Source organism: Anaerocolumna sp. MB42-C2, from assembly GCF_030913705.1.
Taxonomy (GTDB): Bacteria; Bacillota; Clostridia; order Lachnospirales; family Lachnospiraceae; genus Anaerocolumna.
Genome location: NZ_CP133190.1, coordinates 3239102 through 3254538 on the forward strand (window position 1 = coordinate 3239102; position 15437 = coordinate 3254538).

General features: G+C 37.1%; 13 protein-coding genes. 5 read left to right on the forward strand and 8 right to left on the reverse strand.

All coding sequences use genetic code 11. The features are described 5' to 3' along the window. Nucleotides 1–39: 39 nt before the first annotated feature. Both RBU59_RS14335 and RBU59_RS14340 read right to left on the reverse strand, forming a co-directional pair. Nucleotides 40–462, reverse strand: coding sequence for an ATP-binding protein (locus tag RBU59_RS14335; RefSeq protein WP_308143202.1), 423 nt, complete (start codon nucleotides 460–462; stop codon nucleotides 40–42). Continuing rightward, the gene (locus RBU59_RS14340) at nucleotides 459–809 is read right to left on the reverse strand and encodes a DRTGG domain-containing protein (protein ID WP_308143203.1); all 351 of its coding nucleotides are present in this window, start codon (nucleotides 807–809) and stop codon (nucleotides 459–461) included. Before RBU59_RS14340 ends, RBU59_RS14335 begins: the two co-directional genes overlap by 4 nt. A gap of 570 nt (nucleotides 810–1379) precedes the next feature. On the opposite strand from RBU59_RS14340, the gene RBU59_RS14345 reads away from it, so the two are divergent. The 5 genes from RBU59_RS14345 to RBU59_RS14365 all read left to right on the forward strand — a co-directional run bounded on the left by RBU59_RS14345 (nucleotide 1380) and on the right by RBU59_RS14365 (nucleotide 6520). Further along, complete coding sequence (locus RBU59_RS14345; protein ID WP_308143204.1) at nucleotides 1380–1874, forward strand: NADH-quinone oxidoreductase subunit NuoE family protein; 495 nt, start codon at nucleotides 1380–1382, stop codon at nucleotides 1872–1874. Nucleotides 1875–1888: 14 nt separating this feature from the next. Next, nucleotides 1889–2446, forward strand: a complete 558-nt coding sequence (locus tag RBU59_RS14350) for an ATP-binding protein (protein WP_308143205.1) — start codon at nucleotides 1889–1891, stop codon at nucleotides 2444–2446. 132 nt (nucleotides 2447–2578) lie between these two features. Beyond that, nucleotides 2579–2953: a (2Fe-2S) ferredoxin domain-containing protein gene (locus RBU59_RS14355; RefSeq protein WP_308143206.1), complete on the forward strand. Its 375-nt coding sequence runs from the start codon at nucleotides 2579–2581 to the stop codon at nucleotides 2951–2953. A gap of 3 nt (nucleotides 2954–2956) precedes the next feature. Further along, entirely contained in the window at nucleotides 2957–4744 is a 1788-nt protein-coding gene (locus tag RBU59_RS14360) for an NADH-quinone oxidoreductase subunit NuoF (protein ID WP_308143207.1), read from the forward strand. A gap of 33 nt (nucleotides 4745–4777) precedes the next feature. Then, nucleotides 4778–6520 carry an NADH-dependent [FeFe] hydrogenase, group A6 gene (locus tag RBU59_RS14365; RefSeq protein WP_308143208.1) on the forward strand — a complete coding sequence of 581 codons (1743 nt, stop codon included), beginning with the start codon at nucleotides 4778–4780 and terminating at the stop codon, nucleotides 6518–6520. Between the two features lie 185 nt (nucleotides 6521–6705). On the opposite strand, the gene RBU59_RS14370 is transcribed toward RBU59_RS14365, so the two are convergent. From RBU59_RS14370 to RBU59_RS14395, 6 genes are all read right to left on the reverse strand, one after another. Beyond that, the gene (locus RBU59_RS14370) at nucleotides 6706–8694 is read right to left on the reverse strand and encodes a glycerophosphodiester phosphodiesterase family protein (RefSeq protein WP_308143209.1); all 1989 of its coding nucleotides are present in this window, start codon (nucleotides 8692–8694) and stop codon (nucleotides 6706–6708) included. Between the two features lie 100 nt (nucleotides 8695–8794). Next, nucleotides 8795–9034 (reverse strand): hypothetical protein, encoded by a 240-nt coding sequence (locus tag RBU59_RS14375; protein WP_308143210.1) that lies wholly within the window; start codon nucleotides 9032–9034, stop codon nucleotides 8795–8797. 538 nt (nucleotides 9035–9572) lie between these two features. Beyond that, the gene (locus RBU59_RS14380; protein ID WP_308143211.1) at nucleotides 9573–10523 is read right to left on the reverse strand and encodes a M23 family metallopeptidase; all 951 of its coding nucleotides are present in this window, start codon (nucleotides 10521–10523) and stop codon (nucleotides 9573–9575) included. 45 nt (nucleotides 10524–10568) lie between these two features. Next, complete coding sequence (locus RBU59_RS14385; RefSeq protein ID WP_308143212.1) at nucleotides 10569–12968, reverse strand: transglutaminase-like domain-containing protein; 2400 nt, start codon at nucleotides 12966–12968, stop codon at nucleotides 10569–10571. Further along, nucleotides 12965–14149, reverse strand: a complete 1185-nt coding sequence (locus RBU59_RS14390; RefSeq protein ID WP_308143213.1) for a DUF58 domain-containing protein — start codon at nucleotides 14147–14149, stop codon at nucleotides 12965–12967. The genes RBU59_RS14385 and RBU59_RS14390 overlap by 4 nt, the downstream gene beginning before the upstream one ends. Nucleotides 14150–14225: 76 nt before the next feature. Continuing rightward, on the reverse strand, nucleotides 14226–15176 hold the full coding sequence (locus RBU59_RS14395) for an AAA family ATPase (RefSeq protein WP_308143214.1): 951 nt from the start codon (nucleotides 15174–15176) through the stop codon (nucleotides 14226–14228). Nucleotides 15177–15437: the final 261 nt, after the last annotated feature.

Here is a 15437-nt window from a genome sequence, read left to right on the forward strand (position 1 = left end):
ATCAAATAAAATAAACATAAAAGATTAATATCATCTTAACTATAAAAACACTTTCATCGTAACTGTTGTCCCTACTCCTAACTCTGTCTGGATATCCATTTCGTCCGAATATTTCTTCATATTGGGTAGTCCCATTCCGGCTCCGAATCCAAGTGCCCTTACATTATCCGGTGCCGTGGAATAGCCATCCTGCATAGCAAGCTCAATATCCGGAATGCCGGGTCCTTTGTCCTTAAGTATCATAACTATTTCATCTGCCGATATGATAACATTAATCGTGCCGCCATCCGCATGGATTACCATATTAATTTCCCCTTCGTACATGGCAATGGCGACCTTACGAACCGCTTCCGGACTGACTCCCATTTGCTTTAATTTGCTTTTTACATCACTGGAGGCCTCTCCCGCTCTGGTAAAATCATCAGGAGAAACATAATAGGTTAATTCAATTTGATTGCTCAATCGGATGCACCTCCATGCAAACCTTTTTCATAGAGCAATCCACAGGCTGTAAACATTCTGTGCTCTGTGGATAATAATACAATTCCGCTTTCTGCAGCAAGAGTAACCATGGCTTCGTCAGGTTTTTTACCTCGGACAAATACGATACACACGATATCCATCATTTCTGCCGTCCGGATAACCTGTGGATTACATAAACCGGTCAATAACACGGATTGGTCTTTCACAAAAGCAAGAACATCACTCATCATATCGGCACCGCACGCCGTATGAACTTCTTTCCCTAAATATTGTTCTCCGCATAAAATACATGCACCTAATATCGTTTTCACATCATTAACGGTCATAAGAACCTCCCAGTATGCAAATCTAACAGTTATTTTTAATATATGAGATAAATGTAGTATAACATTACCAAGGGTATTTTTCAACTAATTATGATTTTCGAGAATAATATAAAAAAATTATGGGCAAATTAGTAAGTTATGTGAATTTTCGAATATATGTAGATTTTTTATCAATAACGTGCTATACTGATGTTGTTTGTCGACAGAGAGTTATATAATATGTGTTTTTTATTCCTTAGGAATTCGTTCTTTGGATAAAAAAACTCCGATATGGACACACATGATGCGCATCAGGAAGGTGTCACAAAAGTGACAATACTCCCGCGCAAAAGTCTGGCAGATCAGACTTTTATCTGTATAAAATCACTCTGCGGCAGTGAAGTTTATTATAGGAAGTTAACAGTTTAACAGTTCCTTCCTATAATTCAATTTATGGTGGAATAGGCACCCACCATTTAAGTTAACGGCGGACAAAACACCGCACTATGACGGAAGAATAGGCATCTTCCGTTAAGGTATTAACAGGAAGCAATATTAACAGACAAAGATTAGAATCAAGGAGGTTAAAAAATGGGTTCCCAGAAAAAAACAGTCCCTTTTGCCGGAACTAAGGAGCAAGAAGCGGAACTTTTAAAAGTCATTAGCGAACACAAAGATGACAAAGGCGCATTAATGCCGATTTTACAGAAGGCACAGCACATCTATGGTTATCTGCCAGTTGAAGTACAGACTATCATATCTAATGAAATGGATATGCCTTTGGAAAAAATATATGGTGTTGTAACCTTTTATTCACAGTTTTCATTAAATCCCAAGGGAAAATATAAAGTATCCGTTTGTTTAGGTACTGCATGTTATGTTAAAGGCTCAGGCGATATCTACAACAAATTAATGGAACTGCTTAAGATTGAAGGCGGCGAGTGTACACCGGATGGAAAATTCTCTTTAGATGCCTGTCGTTGTATCGGTGCATGCGGATTAGCTCCCGTATTGACCATTAACGAAGATGTTTATGGAAGATTGACAGTAGATGAGCTTCCTGATATCTTAGCTAAATATGAATAACATATATTAATCCTATGATGACAGAACTTTCTCTTAATGTATTGGATGTGGTTCAGAATTCAATTCGTGCAAATGCGGATTTAATACAGATCCGGGTAGAAATAAACAGCGAACTTGACAGATTAATCATTACCATATCTGATAACGGATGTGGAATGAATTCCGATCAGATTGCTAAGGTTGAAGATCCTTTTTATACAACCCGAACAACCAGATCAGTGGGATTGGGGGTACCCTTTTTTCGGTATGCAGCCCTGGTTACCGGCGGTGATTTTTGTATCGACTCAAAACCCGGTATAGGAACTGTAGTTACTGCTGTATTTGTACTATCCCATATTGATCGTATGCCATTAGGCGATATGACTAGTACCATTCATACCTTAATTACATTGAACACTACCATAGATTTCTTATATTTCTATCAAGTAGATGAGAAAAGCTTTACATTAGATACCAGGGAATTTCGTGAAATCCTTGAGGGTGTGCCTTTTGACATCCCGGAGGTATCATCCTATATAAAAGAATATCTAAAGGAAAACCAATTAGAAGTAGACGCTGGAAGAATTTTTTAGTTAAACTGTTATTGATTGTCCTAACCCAATCTATTATTGATATCTGCCCCTTTCGGTATGATATCATTATTCAGTTATAGAAAAGTTTGACAAATTTTTAACAGATTCACATTTTAACAAGGAGGGTATTATATGAAAACTCTAGAAGAGTTAAAAGCAATCAGAGAAAAGATGCAGGGTCAAGTTGGCTTACGTTCTGAGAATGAAAACCAGACCAGAGTTGTTGTGGGAATGGCCACCTGCGGTATTGCAAGCGGTGCTAGACCCGTATTAACTGCTCTTTCCGATGCTGTACAGACTAAGAATTTAACTAACATTGCAGTTACACAAACCGGCTGTATCGGTTTATGCCAATATGAACCTATCGTTGAAGTATTTGAGCCTGGTAAAGATAAAGTTACCTATGTTAAAATGACACCGGAAAAGGCTTTGGAAGTTGTGGAACAACATCTTATCCGCGGCCAGGTTGTCAGCAAATACACCATCAGCTCTGAAGGGAGGATTTAAGACATGTTTCGTTCACACGTTTTAGTTTGCGGTGGAACCGGATGTACTTCTTCAGGAAGTCAAAAAGTAATCGACGCGCTGCAGGCAGAAATTGAAAAAAATGGCTTGACCAAAGAAGTATCTGTCGTTCAGACAGGTTGTCACGGACTTTGTGCCTTAGGCCCTATTATGATAATCTATCCGGGTGCAACATTTTACTCCATGGTTAAAGTGGAAGATATCCCGGAAATAGTTTCAGAGCATTTATTAAAAGGAAGGGTTGTTACCCGTTTGTTATATACAGAAACAGTTACTGATGACGGAATTAAGTCTTTAAATGAAACTGATTTCTACAAAAAACAGCACAGAATTGCATTACGTAACTGTGGTGTAATAAATCCTGAGAATATTGAAGAATATATTGGTACCAGCGGTTATGAAGCTTTAGGTAAAGTATTAACCGAATATACTCCGGACCAGGTTATCCAGACTCTCTTAGACAGTGGTCTTCGTGGACGTGGAGGCGGCGGTTTCCCTACCGGTTTAAAATGGAAACTTGCGAAAGCTAACGACGCTGACCAGAAGTATGTATGCTGTAATGCAGATGAAGGTGACCCAGGTGCATTCATGGACCGTTCCGTATTAGAGGGTGACCCTCACGTTGTATTGGAAGCTATGGCAATTGCCGGTTATGCAATTGGTGCTTCCCAGGGTTATATCTATGTTCGTGCGGAATATCCTATCGCTGTTGAACGTCTGGAAATAGCGATTGCCCAAGCCAGAGAATATGGTTTATTAGGCAACGATATCTTCGGTACCGGATTTAATTTTGATATCGGTTTAAGACTTGGTGCAGGTGCTTTCGTATGTGGTGAAGAAACTGCTCTTATGACCTCTATCGAAGGCAACAGAGGCGAACCTCGTCCAAGACCTCCGTTCCCGGCTCAAAAAGGTTTATTCGGTAAACCAACCATTTTAAATAACGTTGAAACTTATGCCAACATTCCGCAAATAATCTTACATGGTGCAGAATGGTTTGCTTCCATGGGAACCGAGAAATCCAAAGGAACCAAAGTATTTGCACTTGGCGGTAAAATTAAAAATACAGGACTTGTTGAAATTCCTATGGGTACTACCCTTCGTGAAGTTGTTGAACAAATCGGCGGCGGTATTCCTAATGGCAAGAAGTTCAAAGCAGCTCAAACCGGCGGTCCTTCCGGCGGATGTATACCTGCAGAGCATTTTGACATTCCGATTGATTATGATAACTTAATCGGAATCGGTTCCATGATGGGATCCGGTGGTCTTATCGTTATGGATGAAGATAACTGTATGGTTGATATTGCAAAATTCTTCTTAGAATTTACAGTAGATGAATCCTGCGGTAAATGTACCCCATGCCGTATCGGAACAAAACGTATGTATGAAATGTTAGACAAAATCACAAAAGGCCAGGGAACCTTAGAGGACCTTGATAAGTTGGAAGAACTATGCTACCATATTAAAGAGAACTCTCTCTGCGGTTTAGGCCAGACTGCTCCAAACCCTGTATTATCCACACTTCGTTACTTCAGAGATGAATATATTGCCCACGTTGTAGATAAGAAATGTCCTGCAGGTGTATGTAAAGCTTTACTTTCCTATGTAATCGATGCAGATCAATGTAAAGGCTGTACCCTTTGTGCAAGAGTATGTCCAAACGGAGCGATCGAAGGCAAAGTTAAGGAAGCTCATGTCATTCATCAGGATAAATGTATTAAATGTGGCGCTTGTATGGAAAAATGCCGTTTTGGTGCAATTTCCAAAAGGTAATACCAATTGATTAATTCTTTAAGGAGGACAATAATGGAAACCGTAAATATTAAAATAAACGGTGTAGACGTAGCTGCACCAAAGGGTTCTACAATTCTTGAAGCTGCCAGAATAGCACACATCGACATTCCTACTCTTTGTTATTTAAAAGAAATTAATGAGATTGGTGCCTGTCGTATTTGTGTTGTAGAGGTGAAGGGCGCAAGAAGTCTTGTGGCATCCTGCGTATATCCGATTAATGAGGGTATGGAGGTATGGACCAACACACCTAAAGTATTAAATTCCAGAAAGAAAACTTTAGAGTTAATTCTTTCCGATCATGATAGAAAATGCTTATCCTGCGTAAGAAGCGGTAACTGCGAATTACAGAAGTTAAGCAAAGACCTTAAGGTAGAAAATGAATGTTTATATGACGGTGAAACCAATCAATATGATATTGATTACACCGCAGCTCATATGTACCGTGATAACAATAAATGTATCCTTTGCAGACGTTGTTCCGCAGTTTGTGAAAAAGTTCAGGCTGTCGGCGTAATCGGCCCGAATGAACGTGGATTTAAAACAACGATTGCTTCCGCATTTGATATGGGACTTGGTGAAACCAGCTGTGTATCCTGCGGTCAATGTATCGCCGTATGTCCTACCGGAGCTCTTTCCGAAAAAGACAATACAGATGAAGTATTTGCAGCTATTGCAGATCCAACCAAACACGTAGTTGTACAGACAGCTCCATCCGTTCGTGCAGGTCTTGGTGAACCGTTTGGCCTACCTATCGGAACCAATGTAGAGGGCAAGATGGTATCCGCTCTTCGCCGTTTAGGTTTTGACAGAGTATTTGATACCGATTTTGCGGCTGACTTAACAATTATGGAAGAAGCTCATGAGTTCTTAGACAGAGTTCAAAACGGCGGTGTGTTACCTTTAATCACTTCCTGTTCTCCAGGATGGGTTAAATATTGTGAGCACTATTTTCCTGATATGACAGAGAATCTTTCCAGCTGTAAATCTCCTCAACAGATGTTCGGTGCTACTACTAAGACTTATTATGCTGAAAAGATGGGCATCGACCCAAAAGATATCGTTATGGTAAGTATCATGCCTTGTACCGCTAAGAAGTTTGAAGTTGGCCGTGACGATCAGGATGCATCCGGTCTTCCGGATGTAGATATCGCTCTTACCGTAAGAGAACTTGCCAGAATGATTGAACGTGCAGGCATTAACTTCACAGAACTTCCAGACGAAGAATTTGATTCTCCTCTTGGAATGTCTACTGGAGCCGGTGTAATCTTCGGCGCAACCGGCGGTGTTATGGAAGCAGCACTTCGTACTGCAGTGGAAACCTTAACCGGTGAAGAATTAAAGAGCTTAGACTTCAAAGAAGTCAGAGGTATCGAGGGAATTAAGGAAGCTACTTATAACGTAGCCGGTATGGACGTTAAAGTTGCTGTTGCTTCCGGTCTTAAGAATGCAAAAGAACTTCTTAATAAAGTGAAATCCGGTGAAGCAGAATATCACTTCATTGAAATCATGGGATGTCCCGGCGGTTGCGTAAACGGCGGCGGTATGCCTCAGGTACCTGCAAGTGTTCGTAACTTCAACGATATCAGATCTCTTCGTGCGAAAGTTCTTTATGACTTGGATTCATCCATGCCTATGAGAAAATCACATGAAAATCCTGCTATCAAGGAATTATATGATACTTACTTCGGTAAACCGGGCAGCCACAAAGCTCATGAAGTTCTTCATACAAGTTATGTGAAGAGAAGCGTAAACTAATTCAGATTAAATAATAAAAAAAGAAGGGCATATCAATTATTTATATAAATAATTGAATGCTCTTCTTTTCATTGTAATTTGTTTTGCAATTCTTTATTTTTATTTTAGTGATTTATTCGCTGCCTATCTAATTTATTTATTATCTTTTGATTTATTTATCTTTTAATCTATTATTACTAAAATCTCTATTCCATCATAATTTTAAGTAGTGTTAATATAAACCTGTTTGACTCTTCCTGATATAATACTTCTTTCGAGTAGGACGGATCATCTGTAATTACATTATCAACACCCAGACGTTTCATTCTCTCCAGTTCATTTTTGGAATTAACTGTCCATACATGTATTTCTTTACCCGACTTATGTATTTCACTGCTAACACTTTTGGTAACTAGGTTGGATCTTATACTAAAGAAATCAATCATATCATCTTCTAAGTATCCCCGGTATATCTGATAGGTAATATAACCGGTACGAATATCCGGATCCAAAAGTTTTACCCCTCCTAATAACGAAAGATTCGTTGAACTGATAACACATTGCCATTGCATATCATATTCCTGTATCAAAGCAACTACCTTTTCTTCCAGTCTCTCTTGATCTGAATGGTATTTCAGATCAAGATTAAGATTTACTTTACCTTTACAAAGTTCAAAAACTTCTCTTAAGGTGGGGATTCTGGTACCGGTATAGGCTTTATTTTTCCAACTTCCGGCATCCAGGGAAGATACCCTGGCATAATTAACATCCCATATGTTCTTATTTAAACCAGTGGTTCGTTTTAAGTTACTGTCATGAAGTAATACTAATTCTCCGTCTTTTGTCATCCTGACATCAACTTCGATAAAGTCTGCCTGTTCCTCAATCGCTTTTTCAATTGCCGGTAAGGTATTTTCGGGAACATCTCCGGAGAATCCTCTGTGGGATGTAACCTTAATCATATCCAGATTCATATAATCCAAAGGTGAACCATTTTTGATAATATCAAAAAAGAAATAAAAATTAACTAATATAAAGATAGCGATCGTAACCTGAATTACTGTTTTATATGAGCCGACACGTATAACAATATTATCTGCAGAATAATCGATATTTATATTTTCATTTAATTCCAGCTTATATTGAAAAAACAAATGAGTAAATAGTGCAAAATTAGCAGTTGTATTTATCGTAAATATACCTATGATAAAATAGCTGTTCATCTTATCTATCATCGTCAGAAAGGTTGCAAACGCAAGGCTTTTATCCGGTATTCCGCTAATAAATATTGCGGTGATTGCCATTGTAAAAATAAATAACACTAGAACAGCCAGACCCACACCGATATTCCATATTAAGAAATATATCAAGGTACGGAAAGATTTGGTTCTTTTCATATAACCCTGATTAATAGAATCATCTATCACCCGGCCTGCTTCTTTATCAGGTTCCTTTGCCTCGTTTTTATTATTTAATTTATTATTTTCTTCGGCTTTTTCATCGCTATTCCAATCTTTACAATGCCTGGCTTTTTTCCCTGCTTTACTTTGCGGTTTTACAGGAAATTTACCTTCAATTAAGGAATACAAAAATAAAAACAATCTTCTTATCATAAGCCAGATAAGTACAATAATTATTATTACCGCCACAGGTAATGCCAGCGGTTTATCCCATACATTATCAGATAAAAAACGAATGAGCCGAACCCTTTTCATAATAAACATAAAAAGAGGAAGATTGGATAACAGTATAATAAACCACACTGCAGGCAGGAGGGTAAATTTTCTGCGAATAAGCATAAAAAGAAGCTTTTTACATGATAAAAGCAATACTCTGATTTGATATGGCTTTTCATCATTTTCAATTAATGTAAAAAACGTAATGAGATAACAGGCCTCTAATAATAAAAATACCCCGATCACTGCAAATACAAAAATTAATAAAAGTAAAACAAGGGGATTTAATAAAAAATAACCGAAATTATTTATAGTTAAATAACTGTAACCTGTTAAAGATAATGTCAAGCGGTATATGAATGAAATAAATGGTGTCAAAAGCAAGATAGATAACCCAATTATTAAACCCTGTCCGAAAAACAATGAGATGCTATACTGGAATAATAACTTAAGTGTATTCGTAAAAATTCTTCTATTATTAAAAATTCTATTACTTTTTCGTTTTTGATTATGCAGCATATTTTGAGTCCTTTTCTTACCATTCTAATACTTTTCATTATGTAAATCAATATAAATAATATAGAAACGGACGTGGCTGCATAGGATATATCCTGTTAGATTATTGGTATCCTAACAAGTGGGAGGTCTTCTCATAATCCTTTTTCGATACGTAAATATAATATTCTAACGAAAAATCATTATTAATACCAAGGTTACCGGTTCTTACACGACCTTTATTATTTAGATTAATCACTCTGTAATCATATTTGATATGGTTTGCTTTTAATACTTCTCTAACATCTGCCTGCGTTTTTAATGAAAAACCATGATATATTTCCCTTCGATTCCAAAACCACATAATTATTATCCTCCATACAAAATAGCCGATTATATTACCCCTCATAAATCTATATCCTATATATTAAATCTACTTCTCTCTTTCGTCAAGATTAAAAAGGGGCTGTTGCAACAGCCCCTTTTTTGATCATATCTATGTCAAGCAGCCGAAAAATAAGTGCTTTTCAAAAAAGAAAAATATAAGGTATAAGAGTTTCGGTTGCGGATTGTTGTAGATATGTATCTCTTATTCCCTTACATTTTATACTTTATTATATTCAGCCATATAAGTTATGTTCCTGTCAGAAAAAGTTTTTTTTTAGCTTTATTTGTAGGTTGGAGAAAGAACAAAGAGTCTGGTACTCGCCAGACTCTAGCGCTGACGCGCTGTCACGACAGTGACATCTTCCTTAAGTGCGTCATGCGCATCCTGCCTGGAAGGCTTTTTTATTGCATAGGTAAGTTCGGAGAACTGTCCTATGCAATAAAAAAGGCTGAACTCATAGAGGGCAGCCTTTTAGTAATGTTTTTAATTAACCGCTGTTAAGCTTACTTGTTGTTTATTTTAAATACAACATAGGATTGACTGTTTTGTCATCCTTTAAAACCTGGAAATAAAGATTACTGCCTTCTACTGTATAATATTTAGTAGGTTTTGCAACAATTCCTAATTCCTGTCCTTCTTTTACCATATCTCCTACTTTAACCTTTAAACCATCTAGCTGGCCGTAAACAACACTAAAACCATTTCCAAGAGAAGCTGTAACAGTGGTACCTGTTTCATCTTCTTTTGTAATTTTAGTGATAACCCCTTTTGCTGCACTAAGTACCTTAGTACCAATTTCAGCATCAATAATTACGGCAGGATTTACACGAAACTGCTCTAATGTTTCATAATAAACAACCCTGTCTACGCTGTAGTCCATTAAAATATTACCGGTTACCGGCCATAACAGGCCATCATCCGTATCAAAATACAGGGAGTCCGGCGTCATAACCTCTTCCGATTCTTTCTTTGGTTCAGAAGAAGCTGTTTTTTTAGTTGCATCTGCTGCATCTTTCGTAGTTGCTGCATTTGCCGTCTCTTTCGTAGTAGAATCTGACTTTGTGTCCTTTTGTGCATCTGTGGGATTCGCAGCAACACTTTCTGGGTCGTCTTCAGCATCAAATTCTAAAACGCTGCCATCCGTTACCGGTCCAGTGGTATCACTTTTGGTATTTGGATTGGATTGTGCTACCTCAGTCTTACTAGTGCCCTCTTTATTATTAGCAGCAGTTGACGAGGCCGGGTTATTTACGGCCGGTTTATTCTGGGTTTGGTTACTGTTGTCTTTATCAGCTACATCTGAAACAATCGGTTCATTTAAGTCCACCAAATTGTTACCTTGATCTTTGTCTGATGTCTGATTTAAAGCCACCATAGTAATTGCTACAATTGCCAAAGCACCGACACATAATAACGCATAAAAGCTCTTGCTTTTGAAAAATTCAGCTAAGCTATGTTTTTTCATTATTATCACCTCTAGATATATTTTCACCAGAAATGATAGTTTTATTCATTGATAAAAATGTAGAAACAAAAATCTATCAAAAAACATTCTTCTTTTACCCAGTTTTTCCTGCAAATGGTACTTAAAATACTTTAAAAAATCCATAACCAGCTTAAGTTCTTCCGTTTTCACTTCATATTCTCCGTATCTGACACCCATATATACATTTACAATTTTTAAGAAACTGGTATGGTTAAAATATATTTTATCACCGATTCTCGCTGCATAGGATAGCAGAGTTTCATCTGCAGTTAAACGAAATCCCTCTTTATCCAGATAGTGCAGGATTTCCGCCAGGATTAGGGATAATTTTAAATTATCTGAAACACTCTTAAATCTCTTATTATATCTGCTAACTAATATTCCATAATAAATTAAAATAATGCAGACAAATAATATCAGAATACATATCAGGACACCAAGAACAGGAATCAGGTAACTATTTTTGCTTCCTTTATCAAGAGCCTTTGTTCCCGGTATATTTTCATTAACCAGGTTTTGATTATATGGAGGTTCACCGGTTATCTGGGGAATGGCCACTCCGGAATCATGATATGGAGAATCGGATGTAAGATCCGCCCAGGGGGTATACCTGTCTGCATAATACAAAGGTGTAGGTTCAAATGGTATCCAGCCGATTCCTTCTATATAAGCTTCAACCCAGGAATGGGCACTGCTGTTTAAAACCTTATAAGTATTACTGCCGTCCAGATTTTTATAATCAACTACAAACCCCTCTACATAACGGGTCGGTATATCTAAACATCTTGCCAATACACCCATAGTCGTTGCAAAATAAGTGCAATACCCCTTTTTCTGTTCAAATAAAAAGTAATCAACAAAATCTCTTCCTTTTGGTCTTTTACTAACTTTTGTATTATAAGGAAATTTATTTAAATAAGCCTCGATTGCCTTTAGTTTATCATAATTATTATCTAGGCCCCTGGTTAAATCAATGGCAAGGTTTCTTACCCTGTCCGGTAGGTTTGCCGGCAGAATGGTATATTGCTTTTTAATCTCCTGGGATCTTCTGAGTAAATCATTTTTTAACCCGATTATATCAAACTGACTACCCGAAGTATTATAATCAAAAATATCTTTTGCCGTTTTGTTAATGGCATAATCGGATACCATATAGTCCGTCTCTTTTGCATTCCGAAGTATATCCTGTAATCGTTCGCTGCTTAGATTAAGTTCATAATACTGGACCTCATATTTCGTACCCACTCCTTTTGCTCTGTCATAAAGAAATGCGCCTTGATTTGTTTCGCTGTATTTCACGGACTTATTAAAATTTATCTGAAACGTTTTTAACGGATAGAATAAAGATCTGGTTCTGATATCGTAATATTCTACGTTATAACTCTTCTTTTTCACTAAATTGTTTATATCTCTTCCTGTTTCTTTTTCCCTGGTGAATGCATTCAGCAATTCATAAAAGTCACAATAATATTCTTCATGACTGTATTCCCTTTCTGTCTCACTTTTTTCCCACTTCCGCCCTGTGTAAATATCACTGATTGAACCGATTAGATATCCTTTTGACGTGCTTTTATTCTGCGTTTTAATCTTTAGGGCAGTCACTTTATTTATATTTATATCCCCGCCAAGCTCATTCTCATCGTCGGAATAACCGGAGAAATTAAGGACAAATTCAGATCCGGTCCGATCGATAATATATTGCAGCTGAGTCATTAATAAGGAGCCTTTTTCCTCCATTATGTGTACAAAGCTCTTAACTCCCCTCCACTGTATCGGTTCGGCGTGGGAGGGAAAAGAAACTGATAGCAGTGCAATAATCAAACAAGCCGGTGCCAGATAAATAGCAGCTATACTATTATTTACCGTATTACTGCTTCTATTAAATAAGGTTCCGTAATATTCCGCAATCTCGGTCAATCCGTAAAAGATAACAATCCCTACGGATATTTTAGGAATATCCATTTTGTAAACTGCTGATATAATAAGTAAGACTAATAACAAGACAGATGTAACACTTTTTACACCCTTAAACCGATGCAGTATATAAGTTAATATACTGCCGGCAAATAAGATACCTGCGCATACGGCCAGAGCACATCCTCTCTCGTACAGCTTATCATCTCCATTATAAATAAGGCACCACTTATAAACCTTATTAATACCCTTTATGTAATTTATTTTAAAGAATACACTGACCAAAATTCCTGCAACAAAAAGACCGCATAGAGTAAAATAAGTAATCAGATTTTTTTTGTATTGATCAAACAGGTAAATCAAACCTGAAAATGTAATACAAAAAAATAAATGGAAAATGGTATAAATTTTCAAATGAAAAATACTATTTAAAAAAACGCCAAATGCCAAAGTAATAAGAAAGCTGTTTGCTACCGTCAGCCTTCTGGATACAGCAGTATTTTCGTTCATGCATTTAATACCTCCCCAATATCATCCTCTCTTGTAACTAATTTAACTGTAATTCCGGCAAGTTTCATACTTTTCACAATTTCTTCCTCATCAGAATTCACTTTATCCCGAATAAGCAGCAATGATAACTCACTGCCATTCTCCGAAACTTCCAGCATTGATTTGTATAGTTCAAAATTCAGATTGTGGGTAATTAGGACATAAAAACTATTCTCTGCCCCATAGTTTTTACTTTCCCCAAGTATCTCTTCTATTGGAACCTGTGAATTAAAGTGTATCTCAACGCACCTTTTGTAAAATAAATCAAAATCTGTTTTTCCCCGTATCACCTCTGTTTTCAATCCTGATTGTTCGTAATAAACCCTGGCATCGGTTTTATTATCTTTACAATAATTAGCTATTGCTAACACACTTTCAATAATCTGGTCTTCCACTATAACCGTTGTTAAGTTATCTTCTTGGATTTGCCTTAAATCCATTAAAATTATAACTTCTGATTTTGGGTTGGTACTATAACTCCTGCTGAATAATTGATTTTTCTTCGCGCTTAATTTCCAGTGTATCTGTTTTATACTATCGCCTGTCTGATATTTTCTGGTATCAATATCCATGGTATCCTGCTCAGCATTCCGAACATAGGAAGAAATCTTAACATCCTTTTTAACCGGTGCAATTCCTAATCTGGGTATTGATACAATACGGGGAAGGACTGTAACTTTTAATTTTGATGCAATTGGGTATGTTATTCGAAATAAATACAGATAATCGATAATTTCAACCGTATTAGCTCCTACGTAATATTCACCGCGGTAATTACAACGGAGTTTCGTTTCCATTTTCTCTGTTTGACCGGGTAACAGGCAGTATTTCCTTAGCTCTTCTGCATTCCATATAGTAGATTTGTCATGAAGAAAATTAACTTTAACACTTCGGAAAGTAATATAGTCTTCATTGGCAATGGTAAAAGAATAGGGTATCAGATCTCCTTTAACCAGTACTCTTTGCCCGATATCCTGGTAAATCCGAAACCGTATATATACATAATAAGTGTATATCAGTGATATGACCGGGATACATAAGCTCATATAAAAAAGAGCATAAGAAACGTTCCCCCCAAAATTAGAGGCGAATATTCCTGATGCTATAATCAAGATAAATAATATTAAACGGTTAAAAAACATAAAAATACCTTCCTGCTTTTATTTAATTCTATATAACAAAAATAAATCAGCTTTCTATGCCTATTCCGGGTTTTAATTACTGATTGAAGGCAGGAAGTATAGGGACACGGAATTTAGCAATAATTTTATCCAATACCTTTTCTGATGTTTGCTTATTCAGTCTGGCTTCCGGAGATAAAATCAATCTATGCCGGATGACCGGATGTATTACCTTTAATATATCATCGGGGATACAATATTCCCTTCCGGAATAATATGCGGCGGCCTGGGAGGTACGGATAAGTGCCAAGGTCGCTCTTGGGCTGGCACCCAGGGTTATATTTGTGTCATTTCTTGTACCATCTATTATATCTATCATGTATGCAATCAAATCATTATGTACCTTTACTCGTTTAACCTCTTCCTGCATAGCAGATATGGTTTTTCCGTCCGCTACAGGTTCCAGAGATTTTAATGGACTCCTCCTGATATAATAATCTGCCATCCGTTTTTCATCCGTTTTACTTGGATAACCGATGGATAATTTCATAAGGAAACGGTCAAGCTGTGCCTCCGGAAGATTATAGGTACCCAGATAATCAATGGGGTTCTGGGTTGCAATTACCATAAAAGGACAAGGTAGCGGATATGTCTTACCATCCACACTGATTTGCTTCTCTTCCATGGCTTCTAATAGGCTCGCCTGGGTTTTAGGTGAGGTCCGGTTCACTTCGTCTGCTAAAATTATGTGATTCATAATAGCACCGGGAGTGAACTCAAATTTACCCGTCTGCATATTATAAATCGATACACCTGTAATATCACTGGGTAACGTATCCGGTGTAAACTGAATCCGGTTAAAACCGCAATGAATCGATCTGGAAATAGCATTAGCCAACGTTGTTTTCCCTACACCGGGAACGTCTTCTAATAAAAGATGACCTTCTGCCAGTAAGGTTATCATAGCAAATTCAATTACCTCTGTTTTACCAATAATAACTTTTTCAATATTCTTTACGATATCCCCGATTATACTTTGATTTTGCATATGACCTCCCAATTTTTTTCTATACTGTCCTCCATTATTTCCGTCTGTTTAGCCCCAAAGAAACTTCTGCTTTGGGACTTATTACTTATTATCATATCACTTCTTTCGTATTTGTCAATTACTTCCACCAGGCAGAAACCAGGCTGTCAACCTCATGGGAATTAATCCGCTTTCGCAAAAATAAAGCTGTGAACTACAGTTCTTTTAAAGGAAACCCATTAAGAACTGAAGCTCACAGCTTATATATCATTGTAATAATTT

Coding starts and splice junctions, on each gene's coding strand:
- RBU59_RS14340 (WP_308143203.1), bottom strand. CDS start 809: ATGACCGTTAATGATGTGAAAACGATATTAGGTGCATGTATTTTATGC.
- RBU59_RS14360 (WP_308143207.1), top strand. CDS start 2,957: ATGTTTCGTTCACACGTTTTAGTTTGCGGTGGAACCGGATGTACTTCT.
- RBU59_RS14390 (WP_308143213.1), bottom strand. CDS start 14,149: ATGTTTTTTAACCGTTTAATATTATTTATCTTGATTATAGCATCAGGA.
- RBU59_RS14370 (WP_308143209.1), bottom strand. CDS start 8,694: ATGCTGCATAATCAAAAACGAAAAAGTAATAGAATTTTTAATAATAGA.
- RBU59_RS14395 (WP_308143214.1), bottom strand. CDS start 15,176: ATGCAAAATCAAAGTATAATCGGGGATATCGTAAAGAATATTGAAAAA.
- RBU59_RS14375 (WP_308143210.1), bottom strand. CDS start 9,034: ATGTGGTTTTGGAATCGAAGGGAAATATATCATGGTTTTTCATTAAAA.
- RBU59_RS14365 (WP_308143208.1), top strand. CDS start 4,778: ATGGAAACCGTAAATATTAAAATAAACGGTGTAGACGTAGCTGCACCA.
- RBU59_RS14355 (WP_308143206.1), top strand. CDS start 2,579: ATGAAAACTCTAGAAGAGTTAAAAGCAATCAGAGAAAAGATGCAGGGT.
- RBU59_RS14350 (WP_308143205.1), top strand. CDS start 1,889: ATGATGACAGAACTTTCTCTTAATGTATTGGATGTGGTTCAGAATTCA.
- RBU59_RS14345 (WP_308143204.1), top strand. CDS start 1,380: ATGGGTTCCCAGAAAAAAACAGTCCCTTTTGCCGGAACTAAGGAGCAA.
- RBU59_RS14380 (WP_308143211.1), bottom strand. CDS start 10,523: ATGAAAAAACATAGCTTAGCTGAATTTTTCAAAAGCAAGAGCTTTTAT.
- RBU59_RS14385 (WP_308143212.1), bottom strand. CDS start 12,968: ATGAACGAAAATACTGCTGTATCCAGAAGGCTGACGGTAGCAAACAGC.